Consider the following 14,319-nt stretch of genomic DNA (forward strand, 5'->3'; position numbering starts at 1 on the left):
GTGACCTTGATCAAATTGGAGAGGTGTATCTATGACTACGAACGCTCGAATTGAACGTATATTAGAACTCGCTCGGCAGCATGACCTGAATATCTCGTCGACTAACGCCGAGATTAATGAATCCGGGCTCGATTTTCTCGCGGTATTCGGCCAAACGGACAACGGGGATGCTTGGGTGATCCGTGAACCCAGACGGCCAGATGTTGTCGCATCGGCGGTATATGAGAAGAACGTGCTTAAGCTTATTCAGGAGCGACTGCCGGTAGCCGTTCCCGATTGGCGAATCTGCACGCCGGAATTAATCGCTTACCCGCGACTGAACGGTACCCCCGCAGCCACCATTAATCCCAAGACGAGTAATTACGATTGGGTGATCGACCCGCAATCGCCTCCAGAGGTCTTCATTGAGACGCTGGCAAGGGCAATGGCTGCTCTGCATGAAATAGATCACGAGACCGCACGCGAAGCCGGAGCGAGGGTCAACCAGCCAAAAGAAGTACGCCGCGATCTAACCGACAAGATGTATGAAATCAAAAGAATCTTCGGAGTAGCGGAAGCCCTCTGGCAACGTTGGCAAGCTTGGTTAGCCGATGACAGCTACTGGCCTCCGCATTCCTCCCTGATCCATGGCGATCTTCATCCCGGTCATATCGTCATCGATTCCGATGGCCGGGTAACCGGGTTACTCGATTGGACCGAAGCGGAGGTCGCCGATCCCGCTTCCGACTTCACGATCTACTGCGCGGCATTCGGAGAGTCTGGTTTGGAGAAGTTACTTGAGCAATATGAGAAGGCCGGAGGTCAGGTGTGGCCACGGATGCGCGAGCATATTGTCGAGATGCTGGCCGCATACCCCGTTCTCATCGCCAGCTTTGCAATGAAATCCGGATTGGAAGATTATCTCGCTATGGCTCGGCACTCCCTCGGAGTGAACGAATTCGGGGAAGAGCTCCCTTCATAAGAGTCACACAAACAAAGCTCCTGTTCTCAGGAACGGGAGCTTGTTTAATGCGATTAGATTCCAATATAGAGTGTTGCCATAACGTTATTACACCCATGTAAATGCAGCTCAGCCACAATAAAGTGATGCCATAGCGCTATACTCGCTCATCACCACCAATATTGGCTTTCCTTAAAGTAATAGAGTGATTCTGTAACGTTATTGGTAAAAAACCGAACGCACTGAGTCCGAATAGAGTGATGTCGTAACGTTATCAGCCGCCATACTGCTCACACGGCACCGCTACGCCCAATTACAGCTCAGGCTACACCAGCTCCGCCTTCACCACGTCGACGATCGCCGCCACATGGCGCTCGATCTCTTCCCGCTCCGGCCCTTCGGCCATAACGCGGATTAACGCTTCCGTGCCGGACGGCCGCACCAAGACACGCCCGTTATCGCCTAGCGCGGTCTCCGCCGCCGCAACCGCTTCCGCTATCGCCTCGTTACCCGGATAGCGGGATTTATCGGCTACCCGTACGTTCACTAACACCTGCGGATATTTCCGCATCATTCGTTTCAGCTCGCCCAGCTTGCGACCCGATCCGACGATCGTATCGACTAGCTGAAGCCCCGTTAGAATGCCGTCTCCCGTCGTGCTATGATCCAGGAAGATGACATGACCGGATTGCTCGCCGCCGAGGTTGTAGCCCCCGTTAACCATCTCTTCCATCACGTAACGATCGCCGACCGCCGTCTTCGCCGTGCGTAAGCCGAGCGTCTCCGCCGCTTTGAAGAACCCGATGTTCGCCATGACCGTCGTCACGACGGTATCGTGCGCCAATTGTCCGGACTTGCGCATCGCATCTCCGCAAATGCAGAGGATGTAGTCGCCGTCCACCTCTTCGCCGTCCTCGTCGATCGCGATCAGTCGATCCGCGTCGCCGTCGAATGCCAGGCCAAGATCGGCTCCATGTTCCTTTACTTTAGCCGCGAGCATCTCCGGATGCGTAGATCCGACTCCCTCGTTAATATTCAAACCGTTAGGCTCCGCTCCATACGCGATAACCTCGGCGCCAAGTGCCCGAAATACTTCCGGCGCCAACTCGTAGGCCGAGCCGTTGGCGCAATCAAGCACAAGCTTAACGCCCGCGAAAGAGTGTCCTACCGTCGTTTGCAAATATTCAAGATAACGCGACTTAGCGCCAAGATCCGTCGTCACCGATCCAATGCCGCCGCCGACCGGACGCGGTAAAGTATCTTCCTCCGCATCCATTAAGCGCTCGATCTCCGCTTCCGTCTCGTCCAATAGCTTAAAGCCGTCCCCGCCGAAAAACTTAATCCCGTTATCCGCAACCGGATTGTGCGAAGCGGAGATCATGACTCCCGCGTCCGCTCCCATAATCCGGGTTAAGTATGCAACCGCCGGCGTGCTTACGACGCCTAATCTGATAACGTCCGCACCGATGGATAATAATCCTGCCGTTAACGCGCTTTCGAGCATCGGTCCCGAGATTCGGGTATCGCTTCCGATTAGCACTTTAGGACGTTCTGCCTTACCTGCCAATACGACTCCGCCGCAACGTCCGATTCGATAAGCCAATTCCGGCGTTAATTCCTGATTCGCGACTCCGCGCACGCCGTCCGTTCCGAAATATTTCCCCATAATCTTCTATTCTACCCCTTCATTCTGATCTACTGCGGCACAGGTTCCTGAGTCTGCTCGTCGTCTTCCTCTACGATGTTGCCGCCGACGGCTTCTTCGCCGTCCGTTGTCGTTGCCGTTGCCGCCGCTTCATCCTTAATCTCGACCGTAATGCTTTTCGTACCGCCCGCTTGCTCCATGAACCGCTCAAGACTAACGATCAGCGGTACGGTATAGATGCCCGGTCCGCGACCGCTGAGATCGGCGATTACATCCACGTCGCCCGGACTCAAGCGATCCAATATCGCAGGAGCTCCTTGAATGGTGATATCCGCCCTGCCCGTCGAAGGATCGGTTATCGTTGCTAACAGTCCTTCGCCCAATCCGCTTAGAGAGATCGTAAGACCCTCAAGGGTTCTCGTCGTGGACAACAACACCTCGATATTGATGCTGACTTCCGCCGGCGAAATCTCGATGATCGGCGCCACGATCTTGAGCGGTACGGACACTTTGCCCGAATTCCTCAAGCTGTCTAATTGTACTTCGACCTCAAGGAACTCGATCTTGTCCAACGCATCCTGCGGGCCGTATAACGTCACCTGCTCCACTTCCGGTTTGAACGAAGAAATACTTAAACCCGCGGGCATATGCCCGATTAATTTGAACTGCAACGGAACCGTCTTGAACGGATTTGTGATCGGCACTTCCACTTCCAATACGGCCGGCTCGATCACGGCTTCTTCGATGACTTTGCCGCTTTCGTCGTATGCCGCCAACTTGACGCTCTTATTCTTAATCGTTTCTTTTTCTCCGTCGATCTCGATCGTTGCTCCGACGCTAACGACATTCGTCAGTTGGCTCTTAGGCAACGTGACATGAACCCGGTTGCTCGGCTTGATAATCGGAGTACCAACCTTGTAGCCTTTCGCGGGATTCCCCTTGGTCTGAACATCGACCTCGAATTCCTTCGTCTGGAGCGCTTCTATCTTCACCAACACCGATGTCGGAGACATCGATACGAGAGTAATTCCTCTAGGCAAATTCTCTTCCAACTGCAGTGTATGCTCTCCTTCGCCTACGGTTCTTAAATCGACGCGCAAGCGGTAATCCTTCGACTGCGCCGTCTTCAAGTCGCTCTTCGATCCCTTGACCGTTAAATTGACCTTCAACGGCTCCATGCCGATCAGAACGTAATTTCTTTCATCCAGCCCGTAAGGCTGAATGGTAACCCCTTCGATCACCTTCGTATCGTACAAAGAAGACACGTTGTTCGGCGTCGATTCGTCCGGATCGAAATGCACGACCGCCCACATGAGGATCGCAACGGCGAGAGCGATTAGTTTGGCTGCAGTCGGATTATTCAACCATTTATCCACGGTTGCCACCTTCTTTCCGTTTCCAGAAAGCCCAATCCGTACTCTTCCCCTTGAACTGCGGACGCAGCTCTTCGAAAAGCTTGGAGATCAGCGACTCTTCCTTAATATCGCGAACGATCTGCCCGTTAATGGCTAGCGAGACTTGCCCCGTTTCCTCGGAGACGGTAACCGTAATCGCATCGCATACTTCGGTGATGCCGATTGCCGCACGATGCCGCGTTCCCAATTCCTTGCTGATAAAAGGGTTCTCGGACAACGGCAAGTAACAGCCCGCCGCCATGATCTGATTGGCGCGGATAATAACCGCCCCGTCATGCAGGGGCGTGTTCGGGATAAACACGTTGCTAAGAAGCTCCGAGCTCAGCCTTGATTCCATCTTGATTCCCGACTCGATATAATCGTTCAATCCCGTGTTTCGTTCGAAGACGATTAACGCCCCTATTTTTCGGCGCGCTAAATAATTAACCGACTTAATGACCTCGTTGATCTGATGTCTCGTATCCTGTTCCTCCGGGGAGGAACGGGTGAACAGCTTGCCTCGTCCGAGCTGCTCGAGAGCTTTCCTAAGCTCAGGCTGAAAAATAATCAGAACCGTAACGACGCCGAAGGTGAACATCTGATTCATAAGCCATTTCAGCGTATACAAATTCAGCCATGTGCTCAATGCCCATGTGATGACAAGCAGGAAAATGCCCCTCAGCAATTGAACCGCCCGGGTGCCCCTCACCATCTTGATGAGTACGTAGATGATGTAGCTCACGATGAGCACATCGATGATATCTTTAATGGAGTTTTTTAGTGTCAGCCCGGCAAAATACTCCAAGACGCGACCCCCCGTCCCGGCGCTGGATTTAGTTGCGACGAATATTGTCGGAAAAGTTTATTGTTTCTTTCTTATTATCTTTCTCTACTGTTGCCCAGAAATCCTGTCATTTACACAAAAAAACCTCTCCATTGTTCCAGAGAGGTTCTTTCGTTCAATCCGGAGCGCATAACTCGGCGTGTCAATCGCTGTCGATTAGAGTCAGGAACCATAGGCCAACGTTCCAAAAAATGAACTTACCTTGTACCAGAACCAGTCTACGGCACGATCGATCGTCTTAATCTCGCCGGCGATATGCGCCGTCGATGCCAGTGGAGTGAGGTGTCCGTCAATGACCGTTAGATTGCCATCCAGATCGCCGAGTACCTGTACGTCCCCATTAACGACCGTTAAATTCCCGGACACCTTCTGGCCTTCCGGTACGATTACGTTCTTGCCTTCGATGATGACATGCTCCAGATCCGGACCGGAGACGGAGAACTCTTGACTCTGATTCCACATAGACACGAAGCTGGACAACATGACGACCATGAATATCGCGGCGGCCGACACCGCCGGATGTCTTCGTACCCACGAAGTCCAAGCCGCTGGGCGTCTCCGGCTAGGCAGCGACTTCATAATCCGAGCGCTCAGATCGTCCGGCGCCTTCTCTATAGGTAAAGCTCTTACAAGCGCATCGGTGCGCTCTAATGATTCATAACGAGTATAGCACGACGGGCATTCGCTCAGATGCTGTTGCAACTGCTTCATTTCCTCGCGTGCCAGGTCCCCATCCAGGTGATCATGCATATACACGACGGCGACGTTGCACTTCATATCAGCCATCCCTTTCCTCTGCGGAGATCAAACCCCACTATCGATGCTTCTATACTGTACGTGCAGCTAAGCAACACGGTTTCACTTATTTCAATGAAATTGCTACAGCTTGTGCTCCAGTTTCTTCCGTAGAAACTCTCGTCCGCGATGGACTCGCGTTTTTACCGTCGTTACCGGCATCTCAAGCACGTCCGATATTTCCTGCAGGGATAGATCTTGCAGGTATCGCAAAATCATCACGGATTTATACTTTACGGGCAATGTCGAAATCGCTTCGTGAATAAGCCTCTGCGTCTCGGAGAGCAGCAGCTCGCTTTCCGGCGTTCGATCATCGCTCGGCAGCATGGCATAGCCGTCCAACCCTTCGTGCTCGGACGATTCCGCATCCAAGGAATAGATCGCTTTCCTTTTCCTAAGTCGGTCTATGCATAAATTCGTGGCAATCCTATAAATCCAAGTGGAAAATTTCTGATTCTCGTCGTATCGATCCAGATTCTTGTACACCCTTAAGAATGTTTCCTGTACGACGTCCTCGGCCTCTTGCCGGTTATTCGTCATTCGGTATGCGAGGTGAAACAGCTTGTCCTTATATAGATCCACGATCTCCGCGAACGCGCGTTGATCCCCTTTCCGGGCTAAACGCGCCAGCCGCGTTTCAACTGGCTTCAAAGTTACGACTCACCTTCCTTTCCGACTGTGACAAGCCCCGGAGACTTTTGTTGTGCGGCCATGATTCCCGCTATGATCAGTATGATTCCCGCCCCTTGCCCTATTGTCAGCGGTTCGCCTAGAAGGACGGAAGCAGCGAGTACGGCAGCCGGAAGTTCCATCGAGCCGAGCAATGCCGCTAATCCGCTGCCTACCTTGGGTATTCCGTAATTAAAACAGAAAAAAGGAAACGCAGTCCCAAGGAAGCCGAGCAATAGCCCCCAGCCCATCAACGATACATCGAAGCTTTCGGCAATAGTACCTGGCGTTTGGAGCAAAATCACGAATAGGAGCGATGCCGTAGACATGATCGTCGATTTCCCGATCGGATCCATTTGCTGGGGGAGAAATCCGGAGAGGAAGAAAAACAAGCTATATGCGACGGCCGACAATAGACCGAACACGACGCCCCATCCATCTATTTTACCGAAATCGTCCTGCAGAACTCCAACGGCTAACACCGTTCCGATAGCAATACACAGGACGGCGATCCATTCTTGGCGCGTGGGCCATTGACGTTTGCGAATACTTTCTAGCAGAATCGTAATCCACGTAAACTGAAAAAGCAAGACAATCCCCAAAGAAGCGTCCAAACGCGACAAGCACTCGTTGTACAAAACGGTAGTAAGCGACAACCCGATGACTCCGGTAGCTATCAGCATTATCCAAGCTTTCCAATTACCCGCCAGCACAAGCTTGCTTCCGCGCAGTCTCGCGACGCCAAGCGCAAGCCACAACAATACCGCTCCGGAGAATACTTGTTGGAAAGTGAGTTGATTAACGCCCCAACCATCGGCTATGGCCAACTTGAACACCGCCGACAATAATCCATAGCTTGCCGCGCCGACCAGCACGAGTACTATGGCTAAGATCGGCTTTTTCGTTCCGTTCATGGTTTGACCTGCTTCCTTGAGCACGAAGGGCCCGGGGACTTAACCCGGGCCCTTCTTCGTTCCTTTATAATCAGCCCGTATTGCGGAGACCCGCAGCAATGCCGTTGATCGTTAACAATACTTCGCGGAGGAGTTCCGCGTCGTCTCCGTTCTGAGAACGCAAGGCGCGCAATTCGGTTAATAATTGAACTTGCATATAGCTTAACGGATCGACGTACGGATTGCGAAGCCGGATCGATTCCTGGATGACGGGAACGTTATCGAGAATATCCTCTTGTCCCGTAATCGTCAGAATCATTTCCGTCGTCTTCGCGTACTCTTCTTCGATCTGAGTGAAGATCCGGTCTTTGATCGTGCCGTCCTCGATCATCCCCGCGTATTGGCGGGCGATCATGAGATCCGCTTTGCCAAGCGCCATCTGGAGATTATCAAGCAAGGAACGGAAGAACGAATACTCGCGATACATCGTGCGAAGCGTTTCTAGACGTTCTACATCGCCGTTCACGTACGTTTGGAAGGCCGTACCCGCTGCGTACCATGCCGGTAACAAGTAGCGGCTTTGCGTCCATGCGAATACCCACGGAATCGCGCGCAAGTCTTCGAAACGATCGCTTCCTTTCCTTTTCGAAGGACGTGAACCGATGTTGAGCTCTCCGACTTCCGGAAGCGGCGTCGATTCCTTGAAGAAGGTCATGAAGTCCGGATCGCGGAAAATAAGATCCTGATACTTGGTCTGCGCGTCTATGGAAATGCCGCGCATGATCTCTTCCCATTGGGTCTCGATCGAACTCTTATGCTCGGAGTACTGGGATAAATACGCACCCGTGATCAGAGCGCCGGTTGCTTGCTCCAAGCTGCGATAGGCAATTCCCTTCATCGAGTAACGGGAAGACAACACTTCGCCTTGCTCCGTAATCTTGATGCCGCCGCCGATCGTGTGAGGCGGTTGAGCCAGGATGCTGCGATTAAGCGGCATTCCTCCGCGGCCAAGCGCGCCTCCGCGGCCATGAAAGAACTTCAAGCGAACGCCGTGCGCTTTAGCCGTCTGGGTCAAGTCGTTCAGCGCTACGCGCAGTTCCCAGTTGGCCGTAACCATGCCGCCGTCTTTATTGCTATCGGAGTAACCGAGCATAATCTCGTGCAAGTCTCCCATAGCCGTCAAGCATTCGCGGTAAATCGGCAACTTGAACAGGGTTTCCATAATCGCCGGAGCTTCATGCAAGTCGTCGATAGTCTCGAATAACGGCGCGGCTTGAAGCGTGCTCACGATCTTGCCGTTCTCGTCGCGGCGGAATAATCCCGCTTCCTTAGCGAATACCATAACTTCAAGAATATCGCTTGCCGCTTCCGACATACTGATCAGGTAACTCGTGATGCAACCATTTCCGAATTCTTGTTGCGCTTTATAGATCGTATGGTAAACGTCCAGACACTCTTTACTGGAATCGCTCAACTCGATCTTATCGTTCCAGATCGAACCATCGCTCTCAAGCAGTCCGTTCAACAGGCTGATTTTGTCCTGCTCGTTCAGCTCGGCGTAGTTACTCGTAACTCCCGCTTTCGACAAGAGCTCCGTCATGGCGTTCTCGTGCTCTTTACTATGCTGACGCACGTCCAAAGCCGCGAGATGGAAGCCGAACAGTTCCACTTGGCGAACAAACTTCTTCAGATACGAATTCGCGACGAAGTCGGCGAAGTGATGACGCAAGCTTCTGTCTAGAATCTGGATATCCGAGATCAGATCGGCAACCGTATTGTACCGTTGCTTGGTGCCTTTGAACTCGTCTTCCCTCATGTTCTTCAGCTTCTGAAGCATATATCTTAGCTTGACCCGGTAAGGTTCTTTGTCGTTCGTCCAAGCCTCTACCGTGCGAAGCTCAACGTTAGCGTTATCTTCGCGAATGGACCCGAGCAACTCGTCCGTTACGTTAACGATCGTCGTGCTGAAGCTTAACTGGCGGCTTAGCTCGCGAATGATATTCTCGTACTTATAGATAACGAGGTTCCGCTGCATATGCAGCGTCTTCCAGGTCACTTCCGCGGTTACGGACGGATTGCCGTCGCGATCCCCGCCGATCCATGATCCGAATCGCAAATAAGTAGGCACGTGCCAAGAAACTTCCGGATAATACTTCTCGAGGCAGCGTTCCAACTCTTCGTAGACATCGGGAAGAACTTCGAATAACGTTTCATGGAAGAAATACATCCCGTTACGCACTTCATCCAATACGGTAGGTTTACGGTCGCGCAACTCATCGGTTTGCCATAGCGTAAGGACCTCGTTGAGCAACTTCTCGCGTAATTTCTCCCGTTCGCGATAGGTTAGATTCGGATTATCCAATTCCATAACCTCATCCGCGATACGTTTATGAATATCGAGCACGTCCCGACGGGTAGCTTCGGTCGGATGCGCAGTCATGACTAGCTCAAGCGAAATATCGGTGAGCATGTTCCGAACTTCGTCCACCTCGAGCTTCTTTTCCTTCAGATCCTGAATGACGCTCTCGATCGAACCGGGCTGTACCGCTTCCCCTGTCGAACGCTCGTAATCGCGTTTGCGGCGGATGCGGTGATTCTGCTCGGCGATATTGACCAATTGAAAGTAAATTGCGAATGCGCGAATAACTTGATGCCTGATTTCCGGTTCTAGAGTTTTAACGGTGTTAATAAATCCGTCGTACAATTCCGGCAAATACTCGGCTCTTAGAGCTTTGCTCATTTCCCGTATCTTCTCAACATGTTCTAGCAGTTCCCGACCACCCTGATGCACGAGCACTTCGCCAAGAATATTACCTAGAAAGCGCACATCTCTACGCAGCAGATGATTGGACGGAGAACGTTGACCCGTAGCCAATTCCGACATCTCTTTCACTCCAAACGTTGCATTTCATCAAAAAAACCCTTCTTACTATGATACTACAACAGACGTCGAAAATCTTCTTTTTCTTCATCATTTGTTCATAATTCTTAGGTTTCAACGACTGGAAAATGGTGTAAGTAATATGTAAATCCTTTAATATCATTATTCGTCGGCCATAATCTTAATGAAGGAGTGAGTCGCAATGAAAAGAAAAACCTTACCTCTTAAAGAGTACTTGGTCATTCTTACGTTGGCCACTGCGGTTAAGATGGAACGGGAATAAGCAGCATATGAAAGAGTCCTCGGGTAAGACTACCGGGACTCTTTTTTCATTTTTTCCGAAATATAACAAAAAAAGCCCTCTTCGAGAGCTTAAAGCATTCGTCATATGGAGCGGGTGATGGGAATACTCAACATCTCTGATTAAAATGTTCCCATTCGGGAACGAGTGGAGGTAGATGTTGACGCGCGTCCTGATTAGATCATTCAAGTTGTATTCACGGACGGTCGAACCCTATTTCTGAGTTCGTTTCCCATCCGGGAAGTATATTCATATGGAGCGGGTGATGGGAATCGAACCCACGCTATCAGCTTGGAAGGCTGAAGTTCTACCATTGAACTACACCCGCGTGCGGTACAATAGGTGGTCGGGACGACACGATTCGAACATGCGACCCCCTGGTCCCAAACCAGGTGCTCTACCAAGCTGAGCTACGTCCCGACAGTATGAAGTAAATCCCTTAAAAAAAAGCCCTAAGGCTTAAGAAATAAAAATATGGAGCGGGTGATGGGAATCGAACCCACGCTATCAGCTTGGAAGGCTGAAGTTCTACCATTGAACTACACCCGCACGGTGTAAAAAGATGGTCGGGACGACACGATTCGAACATGCGACCCCCTGGTCCCAAACCAGGTGCTCTACCAAGCTGAGCTACGTCCCGACAGTAAGTATGTTGTTGTAAAAATGGCGCGCCCTGAGAGATTCGAACTCCCGGCCTTTTGATTCGTAGTCAAACGCTCTATCCAGCTGAGCTAAGGGCGCAAATCTTGGAGCGGAAAACGGGGCTCGAACCCGCGACCTTCTCGTTGGCAACGAGATGCTCTACCACTGAGCTATTTCCGCAACCTGTGGTAATAATGGTGCGCGTAGAGGGACTTGAACCCCCACGGTCGCCCGCCAGATCCTAAGTCTGGTGCGTCTGCCAATTCCGCCATACGCGCATAATAACAATTGTACCATTTGTGAAAATGGTGAGCCATGAAGGACTCGAACCTTCGACACCCTGATTAAAAGTCAGGTGCTCTACCAGCTGAGCTAATGGCTCAAAAAATGGCTGGGGATCAAGGATTCGAACCTTGGATGACGGAGTCAAAGTCCGTTGCCTTACCGCTTGGCTAATCCCCAACGGTAAGCCAATCTTAAAGATTATGGTGGAGGCTGACGGGATCGAACCGCCGACCCTCTGCTTGTAAGGCAGATGCTCTCCCAGCTGAGCTAAGCCTCCGTATGATGGTGACCCCTAGGGGATTCGAACCCCTGTTACCTCCGTGAAAGGGAGGTGTCTTAACCACTTGACCAAGGGGCCGTGAATGGTATTGGATCTGGAGCTCTCAACCGGGATCGAACCGGTGACCTCATCCTTACCATGGATGCACTCTACCTACTGAGCTATGAGAGCATGGTCCCTATACCTATACACAGCGATAGAGATTAAAGCTTCCGGCCTGGCAACGTCCTACTCTCCCAGGACCCTGCGGTCCAAGTACCATTGGCGCTGGAGGGCTTAACGGTCGTGTTCGGGATGGGTACGCGTGGAACCCCTCCGCCATTATTACCAGACCGGATCTTAAACTCAAGGCTTGCGCCTTGAAAACTGGATGCGAAGTAAAGCGGTCAGAAGAAGGTGAGTATCATTGTCTTGCTAGCATCATTCGTGACGACTAAAGTCGCACGAGTTCGTTTAGGATAAGCCCTCGACCGATTAGTACCCGTCAGCTCCACACATTGCTGCGCTTCCACCCCGAGCCTATCAACCTGGTGTTCTTCCAGGGGTCTTACGAATTGGGAAATCTCATCTTGAGGCAGGCTTCGCGCTTAGATGCTTTCAGCGCTTATCCCTTCCGCACTTGGCTACCCAGCGGTGCTCCTGGCGGAACAACTGGTACACCAGCGGTGCGTCCATCCCGGTCCTCTCGTACTAAGGACAGCCCCTCTCAAATTTCCTACGCCCGCGACAGATAGGGACCGAACTGTCTCACGACGTTCTGAACCCAGCTCGCGTACCGCTTTAATGGGCGAACAGCCCAACCCTTGGGACCTACTTCAGCCCCAGGATGCGATGAGCCGACATCGAGGTGCCAAACCTCCCCGTCGATGTGGACTCTTGGGGGAGATAAGCCTGTTATCCCCAGGGTAGCTTTTATCCGTTGAGCGATGGCCCTTCCATTCGGTACCACCGGATCACTAAGTCCGACTTTCGTCCCTGCTCGACTTGTAGGTCTCGCAGTCAAGCTCCCTTATGCCTTTGCACTCTGCGCGCGATTTCCAACCGCGCTGAGGGAACCTTAGAGCGCCTCCGTTACTTTTTAGGAGGCGACCGCCCCAGTCAAACTGTCCGCCTGACACGGTCCCTCTACCGGTTAACGGTAGTAGGTTAGAACTCCGATACGATCAGGGTGGTATCCCAACGGCGCCTCCACAGAAGCTTGCGCTCCTGCTTCATAGGCTCCCACCTATCCTGTACAGACCGTACCAAAGTTCAATATCAAGCTACAGTAAAGCTCCATGGGGTCTTTCCGTCACGTCGCGGGTAACCTGCATCTTCACAGGTACTAAAATTTCACCGGATCTCTCGTTGAGACAGCGCCCAAGTCGTTACGCCATTCGTGCGGGTCAGAATTTACCTGACAAGGAATTTCGCTACCTTAGGACCGTTATAGTTACGGCCGCCGTTTACTGGGGCTTCAATTCATAGCTTCGGGTTGCCCCTAACCACTCCTCTTAACCTTCCAGCACCGGGCAGGCGTCAGCCCGTATACTTCGCCTTACGGCTTCGCACAGACCTGTGTTTTTGCTAAACAGTCGCTTGGGCCTCTTCACTGCGGCCCCCTCGTGCTATTCACACTACCGGGGCACCCCTTCTCCCGAAGTTACGGGGTCATTTTGCCGAGTTCCTTAACGAGAGTTCTTCCGCGCGCCTTAGAATTCTCATCTCGCCCACCTGTGTCGGTTTGCGGTACGGGCACCTTCTCCTGGCTAGAGGCTTTTCTTGGCAGCGTGGGTACATGACCTTCGGTACTATGATTTTCCCTCCCCATCACAGCTTGAGGTTACAGTGTGCGGATTTGCCTACACACACCTCTTACTGCTTGGACGAGCTATTCCATCAGCTCGCGTCGTTCTCCTCCTGCGTCCCCCCATTGCTCATAACGGATTACGGTGGTACAGGAATTTCAACCTGTTGTCCATCCACTACGCCTTTCGGCCTCGCGTTAGGTCCCGACTTACCCTGGGCGGACGAACCTACCCCAGGAACCCTTAGGCTTTCGGCGGACAGGATTCTCACCTGTCTTTTCGTTACTCATACCGGCATTCTCACTTGTATACAGTCCACCGTTCCTTCCGGTACGACTTCAACCCGTATACAACGCTCCCCTACCCAAGCGCGCTTGCGCGCGTCTGCCATAGCTTCGGTGGTGTGTTTAGCCCCGTTACATTTTCGGCGCAGAGTCACTCGACCAGTGAGCTATTACGCACTCTTTAAATGGTGGCTGCTTCTAAGCCAACATCCTGGTTGTCTTCGCAACTCCACATCCTTTCCCACTTAACACACACTTGGGGACCTTAGCTGATGATCTGGGCTCTTTCCCTCTTGACGACGGATCTTAGCACTCGCCGTCTGACTCCCGAGTATACATACATGGCATTCGGAGTTTGACTGGACTTGGTAACCCTTGGCGGGCCCCGCACCCAATCAGTGCTCTACCTCCATGATGCTAAACCTCGAGGCTAGCCCTAAAGCTATTTCGGGGAGAACCAGCTATCTCCGAGTTCGATTGGAATTTCTCCCCTACCCCCACGTCATCCCAGAGCTTTTCAACGCTCACGAGTTCGGGCCTCCAGTGAGTGTTACCTCACCTTCACCCTGCACAGGGGTAGATCACACGGTTTCGGGTCTACGACCACGTACTTAGGCGCCCTATTCAGACTCGGTTTCCCTTCGGCTCCGCCTCATCAGCTTAACCTTGCACGTGAACG

Annotated in this window: 8 protein-coding genes, 12 tRNA genes and 2 rRNA genes (1 of these 22 only partly in view); 1 reads left to right on the forward strand and 21 read right to left on the reverse strand. The window is 52.2% G+C overall.

From position 1 onward, the window contains the following. The first annotated feature begins 31 nt into the window (after positions 1 to 31). A complete protein-coding gene (locus HH215_RS18870; RefSeq protein WP_169281314.1) occupies positions 32 to 961 on the forward strand; it encodes a macrolide 2'-phosphotransferase in 930 nt (309 codons plus the stop codon). A gap of 304 nt (positions 962 to 1,265) precedes the next feature. Here the strand turns inward: HH215_RS18870 and glmM are convergent, their stop codons facing one another. The 21 genes from glmM to HH215_RS18975 all read right to left on the reverse strand — a co-directional run. Further along, positions 1,266 to 2,606 carry a phosphoglucosamine mutase gene (glmM, locus tag HH215_RS18875; protein ID WP_169281315.1) on the reverse strand — a complete coding sequence of 447 codons (1,341 nt, stop codon included), beginning with the start codon at positions 2,604 to 2,606 and terminating at the stop codon, positions 1,266 to 1,268. Between the two features lie 29 nt (positions 2,607 to 2,635). After that, positions 2,636 to 3,961 carry a CdaR family protein gene (locus HH215_RS18880; RefSeq protein WP_169281316.1) on the reverse strand — a complete coding sequence of 442 codons (1,326 nt, stop codon included), beginning with the start codon at positions 3,959 to 3,961 and terminating at the stop codon, positions 2,636 to 2,638. Then, positions 3,954 to 4,784, reverse strand: coding sequence for a diadenylate cyclase CdaA (gene cdaA / locus HH215_RS18885; protein WP_169281317.1), 831 nt, complete (start codon positions 4,782 to 4,784; stop codon positions 3,954 to 3,956). Before cdaA ends, HH215_RS18880 begins: the two co-directional genes overlap by 8 nt. Before the next feature lie 201 nt (positions 4,785 to 4,985). Then, positions 4,986 to 5,609, reverse strand: coding sequence for a zf-HC2 domain-containing protein (locus HH215_RS18890; protein WP_254450148.1), 624 nt, complete (start codon positions 5,607 to 5,609; stop codon positions 4,986 to 4,988). Between the two features lie 93 nt (positions 5,610 to 5,702). Next, complete coding sequence (gene sigW, locus HH215_RS18895) at positions 5,703 to 6,269, reverse strand: RNA polymerase sigma factor SigW (RefSeq protein ID WP_169281318.1); 567 nt, start codon at positions 6,267 to 6,269, stop codon at positions 5,703 to 5,705. A gap of 2 nt (positions 6,270 to 6,271) precedes the next feature. Next, positions 6,272 to 7,201, reverse strand: coding sequence for an EamA family transporter (locus HH215_RS18900; protein ID WP_169281319.1), 930 nt, complete (start codon positions 7,199 to 7,201; stop codon positions 6,272 to 6,274). 70 nt (positions 7,202 to 7,271) lie between these two features. Beyond that, positions 7,272 to 10,064 (reverse strand): phosphoenolpyruvate carboxylase, encoded by a 2,793-nt coding sequence (ppc, locus tag HH215_RS18905; RefSeq protein ID WP_169281320.1) that lies wholly within the window; start codon positions 10,062 to 10,064, stop codon positions 7,272 to 7,274. Between the two features lie 552 nt (positions 10,065 to 10,616). Continuing rightward, positions 10,617 to 10,690, reverse strand: a tRNA-Gly gene (locus HH215_RS18910). Between the two features lie 15 nt (positions 10,691 to 10,705). Next, positions 10,706 to 10,782 (reverse strand) — tRNA-Pro (locus HH215_RS18915). 55 nt (positions 10,783 to 10,837) lie between these two features. Beyond that, a tRNA-Gly gene (locus HH215_RS18920) sits at positions 10,838 to 10,911 on the reverse strand. Between the two features lie 14 nt (positions 10,912 to 10,925). Further along, positions 10,926 to 11,002 (reverse strand) — tRNA-Pro (locus HH215_RS18925). Between the two features lie 24 nt (positions 11,003 to 11,026). Further along, positions 11,027 to 11,103: transfer RNA gene (locus HH215_RS18930), tRNA-Arg, on the reverse strand. A 6-nt stretch (positions 11,104 to 11,109) separates the two neighbouring features. Then, positions 11,110 to 11,184 (reverse strand) — tRNA-Gly (locus HH215_RS18935). Positions 11,185 to 11,199: 15 nt separating this feature from the next. After that, positions 11,200 to 11,282: transfer RNA gene (locus HH215_RS18940), tRNA-Leu, on the reverse strand. Between the two features lie 28 nt (positions 11,283 to 11,310). Next, positions 11,311 to 11,386, reverse strand: a tRNA-Lys gene (locus HH215_RS18945). 6 nt (positions 11,387 to 11,392) lie between these two features. Further along, a tRNA-Gln gene (locus tag HH215_RS18950) sits at positions 11,393 to 11,466 on the reverse strand. Between the two features lie 24 nt (positions 11,467 to 11,490). Further along, positions 11,491 to 11,566 (reverse strand) — tRNA-Val (locus HH215_RS18955). A 6-nt stretch (positions 11,567 to 11,572) separates the two neighbouring features. Further along, positions 11,573 to 11,647, reverse strand: a tRNA-Glu gene (locus tag HH215_RS18960). Positions 11,648 to 11,664: 17 nt separating this feature from the next. Further along, positions 11,665 to 11,740: transfer RNA gene (locus HH215_RS18965), tRNA-Thr, on the reverse strand. Between the two features lie 44 nt (positions 11,741 to 11,784). Further along, positions 11,785 to 11,901: ribosomal RNA gene (gene rrf / locus HH215_RS18970) — 5S ribosomal RNA — on the reverse strand. Positions 11,902 to 12,023: 122 nt separating this feature from the next. Then, positions 12,024 to 14,319, reverse strand: a 23S ribosomal RNA gene (locus HH215_RS18975); it runs 634 nt beyond the window's last position.

Origin of the sequence: Cohnella herbarum (assembly GCF_012849095.1) — a bacterium.
Taxonomy (GTDB): Bacteria; Bacillota; Bacilli; order Paenibacillales; family Paenibacillaceae; genus Cohnella; species Cohnella herbarum.